Below are 13,450 nucleotides of genomic sequence, written 5' to 3'. Positions count from 1 at the left end.
ATTCCGGTCTCATGCGCGGCCATCCTGGGCGGACGGATGACGACCCCTAAACGGACGCCGCGGCGCTGGTAGAGCTATCTTCAAGATGGACACGGGAGGGCTGATGCGAGCCGAATGGAACGAAGCGTTCTTTGGCGCGCAGCGCGAGGAACCGCTGACCTATTGGGTCTGCTTCTGGATTGGCGCCGATGACGAGCTGGCGGTGACCCATGACCCGCAGCGGATCACGGACGCCGACTCGGTCGAGGAGGTCCTGGCCTGGATTCACGACACGAAGGGCGACCGAGACTTCGAGCTGTTCGTGGAGACCCTCAACCACACCGAGACCCGCGAGCACGGCTGGATGCCAGCCCGAAACCTCATCCACCTCGCCGGCAATTACCGCCCACCAGGAACGACTTCCACCCTCTCTGCAAGCTCGGAGAACTAGCAGCACCTCCACCCCGGCCGGGCGACACGAGAAAACAGCTAGCCGCCCAGCAGTGCCCGCCCGGGGCGACGTCGACCCGAACCACGCGAAGCCTTGGCGGGGCAGCGGGCTCCGGGTTGGACGAGCACATGCAGAGCCGAAAGTCGAGCAGACCAGCGACCAGCCGCACGTCATCGATCCGGTAGTCGTACTCCGGAACCGGATGACGCCGCCGCACCCCGACGGCCTCGATCGCTGCGGCAAGCTCGGCATCCGGCAACATGCGCTGATCCTCTCAGACGCACGGCCAGCGATCCCCTTACGGGACAGGCGTCTTCCATGGTCCTGACGTGCTTGAACGAGGCCGGAGCGGATCGGGCTCAGAGCACATCGACGCGGCTACCCACTCCGTCATCCAGTGACCCGTTGCGAAGCTGCCGTGGCTCGAACAGGCTGAGGCCGTGCACTCCAGCCTTGAGGACCCGTACCCGCCGTCGCTTGATGAAGTGACCACTCGATTCCCTGGTGCGCTGTTCACGTTGCAGCAGCAACCCTCCGTCGAAGAGATCGCTGTAGGGACGATCGCGCACACCACAAACGAGCAGAGCCGCTACCTCTCCGCGGCGATCACCTACACCCTCTGGCGCCGACCGGAGAACCGAGACGATCCCGCCAACCTGGCCGACATCAGCAGCGAGCTGCGCACTCAGCTCGACGAACCACCAGTGCGCCCCCTTCCCGCACGACTCATGGAGATAAGAGCTCGACTCCAGTTCCCGATGCTCTGGGAAGCAGTGCTGACGACGCTCATCGACCCGAAGGACCCCGGTCCACGAACGATCGAATCAACGCTGACGGATCATGTGAATCACGTGCTGAGGAACCGATTCCGCGATACGCGCGTCCAAGGGACGCTGCCAGGGGAACTGCTAGGCGGAGCGACCGCGGCTGCGGTCGAGCGTGGCGTGGCAGTCAGCGTCGACAGCCGACCGGAAAACGGGGTTCTACTTGATACCGACGCTCACGTCCTCGGTATCGGAGCCGAACTCGAGGGTCGCCACATAACGGCCGTCATCGCACGCGACGATCTACCCTTCCTCAACCTCGCGTTCGCGACCAGACAATCCACGGGCGCCCTTTGACGGGCTGATCCAGCCCTGTACGGGAGGGGCGGATCAACCCCGGTGATCCGACCGTCCCGCGTGGGGATCCCCTTTCGGGACGATCCGGAGCGTCCTCGCAACGCTGCGCGTTCGTCGTGTTGCAACTCCTCGTCGTGCAGACATGTACAGAGTGAGGGGCGAGGGGGTGCACGTGGAGAAGGACGATCGCGACGTCTTCGAGGAGCTGTTCGCGGCGAACTTCGACGACCTGATCCGCTATGTCCGGCGTCGCGCCCCAGAGCAACTTGTGGACGACGTGGTGGCCGAAACGTTCCTCATCGCGTGGCGCCGGCGCGGGGACCTTCCCGCGCATCCGCGTCCCTGGCTCTTCGCCACGGCCTCGAACGTTCTGCGCAACGCCGTCCGGCGGGAGGCGCGCGAGCATCTTGTCGCTGAGCGCGTCTGGCTACCGGGCGCAGCCGATGCCGACAGCTCCGCCGAGATCGATGCGCTCCACGCGCTGCGATCGATGTCCGAGGCGGACCAGGAGGTGCTCGCCCTGCACGTCTGGGAGGACCTCTCGGACGCGGAGGCGGCGAAAGTGCTCGGGTGCAGTCGTGCCGCATTCTCGATGCGCCTGTCGCGGGCGAAGAAGAGGTACGCGGCGATCCTCGACCCGACCCGGCCGAGCCGTGCGCGGCTCACCGCGCTCCCCACGGCAGGTCTCTCATGACGCCCACCGACGAACTGCACGCCCTCAAGCGGGCCGACCCCGCACGCCGAGGAGACGACTCGGCCGACGCGGAGCGACTCCACGAACGCATCCTCGTCAGCATCGAGTCCGAGACAACACCCCACGAGAGCCCGAGGACGGATATCCGCCGGCGGCTGATCGTGGGCGTGTGCGCGCTCGGGTTCGCTGCGTCTCTCGTCGCCGTCGCGGCGATCGCCGGTCGTCCAGCGGCTCCCGTCAGCACGGTGGCGCTGAGCGCAGGGGGGATCTCCCCTTCGGGCCTGGCGAGCTGGACGCCTGAACCGGAGGCAGGCGCACGCAGCTCCTCCGTCCTTGAAAACTGCATCGACACCCTCGACGCCAACTCGAACACCTCCGAGCCAGCTGACGTCGTGTCGGCGGACACACGGGGCACCGTCGAATCAGTGCTCGTCGAGAGCGGTCCCTACGTGGCCTGGTGTGTTGGAGAGAGCGCCACCGTCCCGACCTATCTACTGCTCGACGGCCCCGGCAACGCCACACAGGCTCCTTCATCCGACTCGGTCACACTCTTCGCGTCAGGAGGGCACCTCTCACCGGACGGTTACGGCTTCGCCGCGGGCGAGGTCGGTCAGGACGTCGCCAGCGTCACGCTGACCGAGGACGGTCATGAGGTCGCGGCGACCATCTCTAACGGGTGGTGGTCCGCCTGGTGGCCTAGTACCGACGACACCCTTCTCCTCGATGGACGCATCACCATCGAGAACGCGGATGGCGGAACGACGACGATCGGCGCTCAGACGCTCCAATGAGCCACCCCCTGACGGAACGGCGCACCCACGAGGTCACGCCCCTACTCTCTCTTCATGGAGTCAGGAGTGCTGGTGCGGAGGGTGTCACCAGAGGACGTGAGGGCGATCGCTCGCGTTCACGTGCAGTCGTGGAAGGAGACCTACCGCGGCGTGATGAGCGACGCCGTGCTCGATGACCCCGCACTACTCGGCCAGCGTGAATACTTCTGGACGGCCGCGCTCACCGACCCGTTGTACGCGGGAAACAGGATCGCCATCGCGGAGCTCGAGGGCGCTGTTGTCGGTGTAGCGATGGCTGGACCCGCGCTCGACCGATTTTCCGGCGTGGCCGAGCAGCTGTACCTTCTCTACACGCTCTCCGAGGTGCATGGCCGAGGAGGCGGCGCGGCGCTCCTCGAGGCCGTCCTTGACCCGGACGTGAGTACAGGGCTCTGGGTGGCTGACCCCAACCCTCGGGCGCAGGCCTTCTATCGCCGGCACGGGTTCATCGCCGGCGACGCGAAGATCGAGGACGGCGTACGGGAAGTGTGGATGACCCGCCAGCGAGCAGCTGCCGCCGCCTACTGAGCGGTGGCGCGTCGGCGCCGACGTCGATCAAGTGCTCCGCGAGGCCGAGAAGATCACCTGATTCGCCAGAGCAGCTGACGACGCTGCACAAATTTCCAGTGGCCCCCTAACGCCCGAAGGACGGTCCGTTTGTGGAACAGTTCGGCGGCGTTCGCGTCGGCTGTGCAGGGGACCTTGAACATCTGAATGCCCACGGTCGTCTGCACGAGTGCCGGGATGGCGCGAAGCGATGTGCATGCGTCCGCGAGTAACGACACTCATGCGCGGCCATCCTGGGCGGCCGGATGACGACCCCTCATCGGACGCCGGACGCATCGACGCACTAGCCCTCCGAGGCTCGCGCCGCACTACCGTCGAATGCGCCCGCCCAAGGCACCCCTAATCCAGTAAGGGGGTGTCCTGCCCGCAGCACGGTGAGGGTGGCAGCCCGTTCGAGCCGGGCCGGGTCAGAGGAGCCTCGCGCTGCGGGCGCGAGGCTCCCGCTCGACGCGGAGAGCGATTCCCTATCGGTACGCATGTCCAAATCCTCGCGCATCGAACAGGGGCCGGAGAGGCTCCTCGACGCCGGAGCGGCTGTCCTCATCTACTCCGGAGGTGTCCGTTAGGGGGACTTGGGTTCAGCCGGTCGTTGCAATACCACCGTGAGTCGGAGTGTTGGCGATGGGATCGAAGTTGAAGCAGCGTGCCCGGGGTGGCGCGGTTCTGGGAGCTGCCGAGGGAAGGGTCGAGTCGGTCGGCGGCCCGTGATGCTGTCGGCGTGCCGGTGAAGAGCCGCTCAACGGAGCAATCAGCTGCTTTCCGTCCGTCGCCTCGCAGGGGGTGTCTGCTCGGATCTTATGCTTGATTCGTCACATTGTTTAGTGGTTCAGTATCGCGTCGACGTTTTCGGTCGTTCCGTATCCCACCATTCGATGAGGTTGGCGTGCAAGATTAGCGCGAAGGCTTCGACTGCAAGGTCGCCTCCGGTGGTCAGGGAATCGATTGCGGCAGGGTCCCACTGGTCGAGATTCACTACCTCGTCAGTGGAGGTGGGTGTAGCTCGAATGGTTGTGTCAACGCTCCATCCGTTTGAGCTGTGGGTTGCGGTAGCCGCGATGACGTCGTACGGGGTGGAGTAGTGGCGGCGCATCCACCCCACGACGTCGGCGAGGTCGCGGGTGTCGGTCAATCGTTCTCGATCGGGGTGTAGACGGGGCATCCGGTCCCATAGGGCGGTTGGATGATGGGTGCGGCGGTGGTGCTGCTGGTAGATCGGGTGTTTATGGTGCTGTCGATTTTGTAGGCGTTGACGATGCCGATGGGGTTAGCGAGGGGATCGGAGCCGTTGTAGGCGTTATATCCGAAGAGAACGAAGTAGACGGGTGTGCAGTTCGCGTCGTAGAGCGTCTTAGAGCCTGAGCTCCCGGGTGCGTAGAGGCCGTAGCTGAGTGTCTGCTGAATATCGAAGTTGGTGTCCGCGTCAAAGTGGCCGCGAGCGATGATGTGATTCAGTCCGAACCGGGAATTTCCGCAACGCATCGGCAAGTCCCCCTGGTCGTTGCTGTAGCTGCCGAGCGAGTGGTCGTACGTCTGTCCGTCGCAGGAATGAGTGTTCAGTCCTGGTACGTCAGCCTGAGCGGCAGGTGCGACAACCGTACCCAGGACGAGCGCAACGAACACCGTGGCGATTTTGCCAGCGGACCGATTTCATGAGGTGTGCATGACTATTACGACCTTCATCCAAGTCCCCGCGCTCACCCCTTGTGAGCGGTCGTCGTGCACGTCTAGGTCTACTCCGCATAGCTCGGCAATACAACCCTGGGTGTTGCCGACACCCGGGCTTGGCAGCGGGACACGCATGCCCTTCGAAGATCATCAGTGGGACAGTGTTCGTGGCAGCGAGCTGCAAGTTGGCGTCTGCGGGAGGGCCGTTCCCCGCACCAGCCCGGCGCGCGGGATGCGCCGCGCGCGGGCGCGGGCGGCAGCGTTCCGCAGGACAGCCGCTCGCGGCCATCACTGCTACTGCAGCGACCAGCGCCAGTTCCGAGCGCAGTAGGAACATCCCGCGCTGATGTCCTCCGGCCCGAACGTCGGAGTAATGATCGACGGTGTGAGCTTCACCGCCACAGGCTTCGCGGGACGATACCGCTGCCCGCAGACGTCTAGGCGCCCGGCCAACCATGGTCGACCGGGCGGCCGGTAGGGGTCGTTCGCACGTGCTCGTCCGCGCGGTCGACGTGAGGAACAGGGTGGTTAATACCGGCGGATGGACACGTTCTCGCCAAGGCTCGTCCAGTCGATGCCAGTAGCGTCGTCTGGACCGGCGCCATCGGTGTGAATCTGGACGGCCCATGCTCCGTTCAGCGACAGCGCATCCCCGCAGCCGCTTCCGTCTTCGTTGTCGCCGTCTCCGTCCACGATGACGCACCGGCCTCCGGTCGTGGTCTGCGACCCGATCCAGACGTCCAGCCCTTCAGCTGACCCGACGTAACGGATCGAGGCGGGGTCGTAACCGTCTCCTACGGTGCCGACGTCGGGAAGAGCGTCCCGCTCGTCCTGCGCCCGCTCGAAATCGGAGTAGGCCTCGGTGTCGGGACCGGAACACCCGGCCATGAGCGTCATCGTGAGCGCCACCACTGCCGCTCCGGCCACCCACCTCAGGCGCGTTGTCGATCCCACCGCATTCCCCCGTGCCTCGTCAGCACACCGTATCGCGCCGCGAAGGAGACGAGCGCTGGCGCTGTGATGATGGGTCTTCTTCAGCGTCCTGTGCCTCTACTGTGGAGCAATGAGGCACCGCCCCATCCACACAGCAGCTGGCCTTGTTCTTGTGGCGGCTCTCGCCGGCTGCACACCGGTACCAGGCGAAGATCCTCGCATCACGCAATGGCGCGAAGAGCGCCAAGCGGAAGTGGCAACGGATCGCGACGTCGTAGCGGTCCTCTCACTGAACGTCGCGGCCGACGATGACGGCGGCCGCGTCGACGTCACCCTCGAGAGGCCGGCGCTGCCGACCGCGATCACCTTCGACTGCCTCGGCGAAGGAGTGATCGACCTCGAAATCGGATCGCTTTCCACGGCTGGGGGACCGGCGACGAGGACGACGACCACCCTCGACGCGATCGACTGCCGACGGCCCACACGAGATCGATCCCACGTCGCTCGGCGAGAAGCCGATATCGAGTGTCAACGCCACCGCATCGGACGCGGACAACGACACCGTCTGGGTCCTCACAGTGCGCGGAGACCGCGACCCCTCCTGACATCGGCGGGACTACTCGACGCGCTCGGTCGGCGTCGTCCTCAAGCGTGTGTCGGCACTGCTGTCCCGTATGGAGATCCCTTTACGGGACGGCTTCCCGCAGCGTCGACCTCACCCGCACATAGCCTGAGCAGATGAATGGCGTGGTCGATCTGCTCACACCCCGCCTCCGCCTGCGTCGCCTCACCCGGGACGACGAAGCGTCGGTCATGGCGTACCGGGGCGACGCCCACGCCTCTCGGTTCCTCGGCCACCCGTCGCTCTCGGACGGGCAGTACGCTTCCTGGTTCGAGGAGCGGGACAGCGAGTGGGAGCTGCGCGAACCGGGTCATCGCCGCTTCTACGGAATCGAGGTCCGAGCATCGGCGGCCCTCGTCGGCGATGCCGTCCTGATCCGTTCGGCGGACGGGGAGCAGGGCGAGATCGGCATGTTCCTCCACCCCAACACGGCCGGCTTGGGCTACTCGCTCGAGGCGGGCGCCGCCCTGCTCGACGTCGGGTTCGGATCGCTCGGTCTGCACCGCATCATCGGACGTGCCGCAGCTCACAACCGCGGCTCCGTGCGCGCGATGGAGAAGATGGGCCTGCGGCGAGAGGCCCTGTTCCTGCAAAGTGAGAAACGCGGCGAGACCTGGATCAACTCAGCGGTCTACGCGATCCTCGCGGAGGAGTGGGAGCGGAAGCGGCACCACTCGAAACCGACCGGCTGACCATCCCTCAACGGGACGCTCAGCGCAGAGAGCGGCTGAGTACGATCGGGCCATGTAGCGCACCGTAAGCGGAGTTCTCATCGAGGTCACCCACGCGAGAACCGATGACGCGACTCCGACACCCGACGGTCCGATCCAGGTGTGGACGATCGCCCTCTCCGGAGCAGGCATCGATCACACTGCGACTGTCGGTGTCGCCGGCACTTCCATGGAGCCGAACGATGACGTGTTCGCCACTGTTCTCGACGTGGCCGTGGTGCATTACGACTCCGTGTCCGAGGACACGGACCCGCTCGCGACCCCTGCGATCCGCGAGTGGAAGCAAGACCACGCGACCGAGCTACAGGAGCTCGTGAAGACGCTTCGAGCGACCAGCAGCTAGAACCCTCGCGGCGCACTCGGTTCCGGACTCTTCATGGCTCAACACAGGCTGACGTTCGAACGACGGCCGCCGGCTGAACCGGTTAGTGATCCATTTACGGAATACACGATCGTGCAACCGCGCCGCGTGCTGCTCAACCGACGATCACGGCGGTACGCAGAGCCAGAACCCAGCTGGTGAGGGCGCCGACCACGCTCAAGGCGAGCAGCAGCCACCCCCATCGAGCGTGGGAGCGCGTGCGAAGGCGCATCGCTGCGACCAGGAGAACGAAGGTCGCGAGGGCGACAAAGTACAGAGCCGGCCACGCGACGTGGAACCCCGTGCACTGAGGCGGAAGGGACTCGTTGCACGCGAACGTAAATCCGTCGAGGAAGACGCCCGCGACGAGGGCGAGGAGAGTGATGGTGCCCGCGATCACGGCGGAAGTCTTGAGCGACGGTGACTGCACACCATCACTCTCGGACCAGCGAGTGAACGGCAGGAGCGCACTGGTCCACCCGGGTCGGATCCGTCCCGGTCACCCATCCCCTTTCGGGACGCGCGTGGTGGGTGGTGTCCGCCCTACTCTGACGGGATGGAACTCCGGACCGCGAAGACCCTCGGCATCCTCGCGATGGTGATCGGAACCCCAGTCGCCCTCCTCACCCACACGATCGGCTGGGTTCAGACCGGCTGGGAACCCGCCGCCGTGCAGTGCCAGCACAGCGAGTACCCCGACGGGATCGACCTCTACTCCAGCCGCGTATCGGGCGAGAAGATCCTCTACCCGCTCGGACTGTCCTGCACCTACGCAGCCAGCGAGACCTCACCAGGCATCACCATCCGTCACTACAGGTGGGACGCCACCGCCCTCTTCACCGCAGCCGCCGCACTCGCTCTCGCGGGAACCGTCGTCGCGCTCAGAGCCGAACGCAAGCAGGAGCTCATCACCGAGTCGCCGGAAGACCGAGCGACGACATAGCGCAGCGCCCCCCCTGCCGCTCAACCATCCCCAAACGGGACGCCTGTAAGACGGTCCGTCAAATGGGTCGAGTGCAGGCTTCGTCAATCGCTTCTTGCTCGTCGTCGGTCAGCCACGCTTCGCTCGTGCTGGGGAACCATCCCTGGTTCGGCCACTGGTCGATGAAGTCGGTGCGGCTGGGCGCGTCGGGGTTCTCGATGCCGTTCGCTTCGTAGCAGGGCACGAGGTACTCGGTCAGGTAGCTGTAGAGGTAGTCGATCTGCTCGGACGTCATGGGCACCACGGGGGTCGTGGGATAGCTCGACCAGCAGGTGAACGCGGCGACCGATTCGGCTTCCGTCGAGGCGGACGTCATGATGCTGACGGGTCCGCCGCCGGCGGCGTTCGAGCCGAGGTCGACCGTTAGGCCGGCCGCGGTGAGGCAGCCCAGGAGTGCTGTCGAATCGTTCGGGTCGCGGTATTCCTGGAACGGGTCGGCGGGTCTCGTCGCGTCAGGGAAGCCTGCCAGGACTCCTTCCCATTGGCGGTCCTGCTCCTGGATGCGCAGCTGCTCCTGCTCGTCGGGCGCGAGAGGTGTTGGGGCGGGAGAGGGACCAAGATCGGGCACCGGGTAGGCGACGACAGAGGAACTGGTCGCCTCAGGGGTGGGGCCAGGTGCGAGAGCCCACGTCGAAACCAGGGCGACCGCGAGGACGATGACGGCTCCGGCGGCGACGATCCAGATCACCCTCGCGCGGCCGGCTGGCGTGGGGTGGGTGCGGCTCTCGCCCAGGGCGGCGGCCGCGATGGATTCCGGTTCGTCGAAGGACCGCACGCGCTCGATGGCTTCTGCCGGCTCGAGGCCGGCCAGCTCCTCATCTATCCCGTCTCGGATCGCGGAGGCGACGTCACGAGGGACGGGCCGTAGCACCCGGTCGAGCCGCTTCAAGTAGGTCTGGACCTCGCGGGGTGCGCTGGTCGGGGTCATGTGTCGTCTCCTGCCACGATCGCTTGGACGGAACGGGTGAAGGGCTCCCACTGGCGGCGGAACTCGCCCAGCTCGGCCTGTCCGGAGGGGGTGAGCTTGTAGTACTTCCGGACCGGGCCCGAACCGCTCTCCCCTGCGTAGGAGGTGATCAAACCGCGATCCTTCAACCGCCCGAGCACCGGGTAGAGCGTGCCGATGCTGGCGATCATGCCCAGCGACACCAGCTCCTCCGACAGGCGCCAGCCGTACATCGGCTCCCGCGATAGGAGCCCGAGGGCGCAGTACTCCACCACGCCCTTCCGGATCTGGGCCCCCACGTCAACTGTCATGCTTCGCATGTTAGCGTGCAATACACACTAGGGGCGGTGGGTTTCTGTCGGTCCGGCTACCGCGCGACAGGGGGACGCAGATGCAGCACGATCAGGAGGAACCGTCAGGACAGCTTTCCGTCCTCAGGCGTGCGCTGCGCGTGCTCGGCCAGATCCTTCTGGTCTTGCTGGTGGTCGCTGCGCTTCTTTTCCAGCTCGTAGCCGCCTGGACACCACTCGGCCGAGTACTCGCGGAGTGCTACAACCTTGGATGGGTGCCGGTCGAGGCGTACTGGTACGGCGCTTCCGTACTCGTCATCACAGCTGCTGTGAGCATCACCTCCTGGATGCGCCGGGCGGTCGACAGCTCAGGGGTCCTCGCTGGAACACTTCTCGCAGTCGGCGTCTTGACCGCGCTGCTGTTCGTCCTCGTTGCCTTCGTGAGTCTCGCGTTCTGGGAGCGGTGGCATGACGTCTCCGCCGCTCAATGGTGGGGCCAGTTCGTCGTCTACATCGCCGCCTACGCGACCCCTGCCCTCGCGCTGATCCTCGCTGCGCGCCTGATGTTGATTCGACGCAAGGGCGAACCCCTTCCGCTGGCCGTACCGCCCGCCGCTTTCCTGGTCTTCACGCTGGCGAGCGTGGCGTTCCAGGTCATCCGAAACTGGGTGGTGTGCTGAGCTTGCGGGTGACCCTGAACAGCCGCACCCTGTTCGAAGACACCGTTTCGGAGGCATCTATCGATGCGGGAGCGAACCCACGGGACCAGACCTCCCGGCACGGCTTACTCCGGCTCCCCGCCGGATGCCAGACGACCTCTACCGGACCCCCGGGGGACCATCCCCATACGGGACGGCCTCGAGCACCCCGATAGTTACAGTGGGCGCGTGAAAGCAGAGCTGCACGATCCGCGCGACCAAACCTTGCAGGTCGACGGTCCGACGTACCGCGTCCACTTCTGGTCCGAAGACGGCACGTCGAACCAAGAGTGGGAGCTTTCAGAAACCGACCTCGACGAGGTGCTGGCCTGGATCCCGAAGCGAGCTCTCGGCCGGCCCCATAGCCTCTGGGTAGTTACCCGCGGCGACCAGGACGTCTGCCTCATCCGTCTTCGCGGCATCGACCTAGACGCGGCCGAGAGTTACTGGCCAAGCTGGGCGGCACGCACCTACTCAGCCGAACCCAAGTGAAGCGCTGAGCGGACGTCTAGTCGAGTGGCGCGTGACGGTCTGCGACCGATCTAACCGTTCGCACGAGTTGTGGATCCTCGCCTCGGGCGAGTCCGGCGTACTCGAGGCGCAGCGAGCCGTCCTCGGCCGGGGTGGCCTTGATCCAGACTCGTCGGCGCGGCACGAATAGTGACGTGAGAAGCCCGGCGAGGACGAGTATCGCGAAGAGCAACACCCAGCCCTGGGTGGCGTCGTGGTGGATGTCGAAGGACGCGAAGCGGCGGACGCTGTCGGTGCCGATGACGTCCGGGTCGGCTCCGACGTTCTCGAAGGTGACGGTGCCCAGTCCGTCGGGTAGGTTCGTGGTCTCGCCCGGCTTCAGCGTCAATGGTGCTACTCCGGTGTCGCCTCCGGTCAGTCGAGTCAGAGAGTCGACGGCGAGCTCGTAGACAGAGGTCGGCACTCCGCCGTTCAATCCCAGGTCGCCCGAGAACACGTTGAGCGAGAGCACGGGGTACTGAAGGTCCGGGAAGACGGACGTCGATGCCCCTGTCGCGAGCTGGTCCTGGGTGGGGTAGAAGAAGCCGGTCATGCCGATCTGCTCAGCAAGGCCGTCCGTCACCTTCACCACTCCGACCGAGGTGAGGTTCGCGTTGGTCGGGAGGAAGGGCACCGAGTCGGTGAAGATCACCGTGCCGGAGGGGTCGCGGACCGTGATGGTCGGGGCGTAGCCGTTGCCGAGGAGGTAGACATTCGTGCCCCCGATCGCCAGCGGCTCGTTGACCTTGACGGTGCGCTCTTCGCTGCTGCCTCCGCGCTGGGTGGTGGTGACGGTCGCGGTGTAGTCGATCGGCTGTCCGAACGCCTCGCCAGGCTCGGTCACGTACTCGACGGCCAGGCTGTCGAGGTTCAGCTGGTACGGGTCGAGCTGGCTGCTGTCGAAGAAGCGCCCCGGGTTGAACGAGTCGTAGGCCGCGAGGTTGTTCGCGAACCCCTGACCGCCCTCGACCAGCACGCGCTGGCCGCTGTAGCCGAATCCGCCGCCGATACCCACGGCGACGAGGATGCCGACCAGGGCGGAGTGGAAGACGAGGTTGCCGGTCTCGCGGAGGTAGCCGCGCTCAGCGGAGATGCTCGACCAGCGGCCGCGTGGATCGTTGTACCGCTCGATGCGGTAGCCGGCGCGGCGCAGCATCGCGTGGGCGCCCTCGATCGCCTCCTCCGCAGTGGCGCCCTCAACCTCTCGGACGGTGTAGCCGGCGAGGCGTTGCAGACGGGCCGGCGTCTTCGGCGGGCGCGAGCGCATCGCCTGGAAGTGGTGCTTCGTCCGCGGGATGATGCAGCCGATCAGCGAGACGAACAGCAGCAGGTAGATGCTCGAGAACCACGCCGAGGTGTAGGTGTCGAAGGCCTGCACCTTGTCGAGCAGCGGCGCGAGGTCCGGGTTGTCGATGAAGTACTGGGTAACTCCGTTGGGGTCGGAGGAGCGCTGCGGCACGAGCGAGCCCGGCACCGCCGCGATCGCCAGCAGCAGCAGCAGGAACAGCGCGGTACGCATGCTGGTGAGCTGGCGCCACATCCAACGGACCCAGCCGGTGAAGCCCAGGGTCGGCTGCGTGATCGACCCGTCGGAGTCGAAGTGGTCGGCGGGGCGGAAGTTCGCATCGGTGCGAGCCTGAGCCGTGTCGGGCTCGCGCTCGAGAGACGCGTCGTGGTCAGATCGCTGATCGGACGTCATGGATCACCGCGCCGAGAGCGTTGCAGGCGAGCGCACTGCTCGCCCCGCCGGCCATCAGCAGCCCGCTGACGGCTGCACCGCGACGGCGGAGGCGGGGACGATAGCGAGCTTGTCGTCGCGCACGAGCTGGATTCGATCAGCAGTCACAAGTCCTCAGTGTATGGACGCCGCTCGATGTCCGGCTGACGCCGCCGAGCCGGTGAGCGACGCGGCGGCCACACTCGTCACGATCGGCCTCCGCGAGCCCGCGTAGCTCGAAACGTTCCGCTCACCGATCCCGTTACGGGAGGTTCGACCGGCGCTGCCCTCCGGATCTCTACCGAAGGCCGAGTGCGGGACATCAACGGTTTGATGACGTTTGCGGCGCTCGT

General features: G+C 66.0%; 17 protein-coding genes. 10 read left to right on the top strand and 7 right to left on the bottom strand.

Annotated elements, in window-relative coordinates; genetic code table 11:
• The first annotated feature begins 85 nt into the window (after positions 1-85).
• The 5 genes from C5C69_RS08230 (at position 86) to C5C69_RS08210 (ending at position 3,603) form a co-directional block, all read left to right on the top strand.
• Complete coding sequence (locus C5C69_RS08230) at positions 86-430, top strand: hypothetical protein (protein ID WP_104257710.1); 345 nt, start codon at positions 86-88, stop codon at positions 428-430.
• A 440-nt stretch (positions 431-870) separates the two neighbouring features.
• On the top strand, positions 871-1,551 hold the full coding sequence (locus C5C69_RS08225; RefSeq protein ID WP_104257709.1) for a hypothetical protein: 681 nt from the start codon (positions 871-873) through the stop codon (positions 1,549-1,551).
• A gap of 172 nt (positions 1,552-1,723) precedes the next feature.
• Positions 1,724-2,245 carry an RNA polymerase sigma factor gene (locus C5C69_RS08220; RefSeq protein ID WP_219812357.1) on the top strand — a complete coding sequence of 174 codons (522 nt, stop codon included), beginning with the start codon at positions 1,724-1,726 and terminating at the stop codon, positions 2,243-2,245.
• Positions 2,242-3,036, top strand: coding sequence for a hypothetical protein (locus tag C5C69_RS08215; protein WP_104257707.1), 795 nt, complete (start codon positions 2,242-2,244; stop codon positions 3,034-3,036). The genes C5C69_RS08220 and C5C69_RS08215 overlap by 4 nt, the downstream gene beginning before the upstream one ends.
• Before the next feature lie 54 nt (positions 3,037-3,090).
• Entirely contained in the window at positions 3,091-3,603 is a 513-nt protein-coding gene (locus C5C69_RS08210) for a GNAT family N-acetyltransferase (protein ID WP_104257706.1), read from the top strand.
• 1,164 nt (positions 3,604-4,767) lie between these two features.
• Here C5C69_RS08210 and C5C69_RS08205 read toward each other — a convergent pair.
• The 3 genes from C5C69_RS08205 to C5C69_RS16700 all read right to left on the bottom strand — a co-directional run bounded on the left by C5C69_RS08205 (position 4,768) and on the right by C5C69_RS16700 (position 6,802).
• On the bottom strand, positions 4,768-5,262 hold the full coding sequence (locus C5C69_RS08205; protein ID WP_104257705.1) for a hypothetical protein: 495 nt from the start codon (positions 5,260-5,262) through the stop codon (positions 4,768-4,770).
• 573 nt (positions 5,263-5,835) lie between these two features.
• Positions 5,836-6,219 (bottom strand): hypothetical protein, encoded by a 384-nt coding sequence (locus tag C5C69_RS08200; RefSeq protein WP_104257704.1) that lies wholly within the window; start codon positions 6,217-6,219, stop codon positions 5,836-5,838.
• A gap of 307 nt (positions 6,220-6,526) precedes the next feature.
• Positions 6,527-6,802 carry a hypothetical protein gene (locus tag C5C69_RS16700; RefSeq protein ID WP_146083619.1) on the bottom strand — a complete coding sequence of 92 codons (276 nt, stop codon included), beginning with the start codon at positions 6,800-6,802 and terminating at the stop codon, positions 6,527-6,529.
• Positions 6,803-6,978: 176 nt separating this feature from the next.
• On the opposite strand from C5C69_RS16700, the gene C5C69_RS08195 reads away from it, so the two are divergent.
• Positions 6,979-7,554 carry a GNAT family N-acetyltransferase gene (locus C5C69_RS08195; protein ID WP_104257703.1) on the top strand — a complete coding sequence of 192 codons (576 nt, stop codon included), beginning with the start codon at positions 6,979-6,981 and terminating at the stop codon, positions 7,552-7,554.
• Positions 7,555-7,762: 208 nt separating this feature from the next.
• Positions 7,763-7,936, top strand: coding sequence for a hypothetical protein (locus C5C69_RS16950; protein WP_181074634.1), 174 nt, complete (start codon positions 7,763-7,765; stop codon positions 7,934-7,936).
• Between the two features lie 133 nt (positions 7,937-8,069).
• On the opposite strand, the gene C5C69_RS08185 is transcribed toward C5C69_RS16950, so the two are convergent.
• A complete protein-coding gene (locus tag C5C69_RS08185) occupies positions 8,070-8,384 on the bottom strand; it encodes a hypothetical protein (protein ID WP_104257701.1) in 315 nt (104 codons plus the stop codon).
• 126 nt (positions 8,385-8,510) lie between these two features.
• Here C5C69_RS08185 and C5C69_RS08180 point away from each other — a divergent pair, with 126 nt between their 5' ends.
• On the top strand, positions 8,511-8,897 hold the full coding sequence (locus tag C5C69_RS08180) for a hypothetical protein (RefSeq protein WP_104247868.1): 387 nt from the start codon (positions 8,511-8,513) through the stop codon (positions 8,895-8,897).
• Between the two features lie 58 nt (positions 8,898-8,955).
• Here C5C69_RS08180 and C5C69_RS08175 read toward each other — a convergent pair whose 3' ends face one another.
• Positions 8,956-9,864 carry a hypothetical protein gene (locus C5C69_RS08175; RefSeq protein ID WP_104257700.1) on the bottom strand — a complete coding sequence of 303 codons (909 nt, stop codon included), beginning with the start codon at positions 9,862-9,864 and terminating at the stop codon, positions 8,956-8,958.
• Entirely contained in the window at positions 9,861-10,193 is a 333-nt protein-coding gene (locus tag C5C69_RS08170; RefSeq protein WP_104223417.1) for a PadR family transcriptional regulator, read from the bottom strand. Before C5C69_RS08170 ends, C5C69_RS08175 begins: the two co-directional genes overlap by 4 nt.
• 80 nt (positions 10,194-10,273) lie before the next feature.
• On the opposite strand from C5C69_RS08170, the gene C5C69_RS08165 reads away from it, so the two are divergent.
• Together C5C69_RS08165 and C5C69_RS08160 are read left to right on the top strand one after the other, a co-directional pair.
• The gene (locus tag C5C69_RS08165) at positions 10,274-10,852 is read left to right on the top strand and encodes a hypothetical protein (protein WP_104257699.1); all 579 of its coding nucleotides are present in this window, start codon (positions 10,274-10,276) and stop codon (positions 10,850-10,852) included.
• Between the two features lie 207 nt (positions 10,853-11,059).
• A complete protein-coding gene (locus C5C69_RS08160) occupies positions 11,060-11,362 on the top strand; it encodes a hypothetical protein (protein WP_104248266.1) in 303 nt (100 codons plus the stop codon).
• Positions 11,363-11,378: 16 nt separating this feature from the next.
• On the opposite strand, the gene C5C69_RS08155 is transcribed toward C5C69_RS08160, so the two are convergent.
• The gene (locus tag C5C69_RS08155; RefSeq protein ID WP_104257698.1) at positions 11,379-13,079 is read right to left on the bottom strand and encodes a cytochrome c biogenesis protein ResB; all 1,701 of its coding nucleotides are present in this window, start codon (positions 13,077-13,079) and stop codon (positions 11,379-11,381) included.
• Positions 13,080-13,450: the final 371 nt, after the last annotated feature.

The sequence above is a fragment of the Rathayibacter sp. AY1C7 genome (genome assembly GCF_002931865.1).
Lineage (GTDB): Bacteria > Actinomycetota > Actinomycetes > Actinomycetales > Microbacteriaceae > Rathayibacter.
Note: the sequence above shows the minus strand (reverse complement) of the source record. Positions and strands in the feature narration are given on the sequence as shown.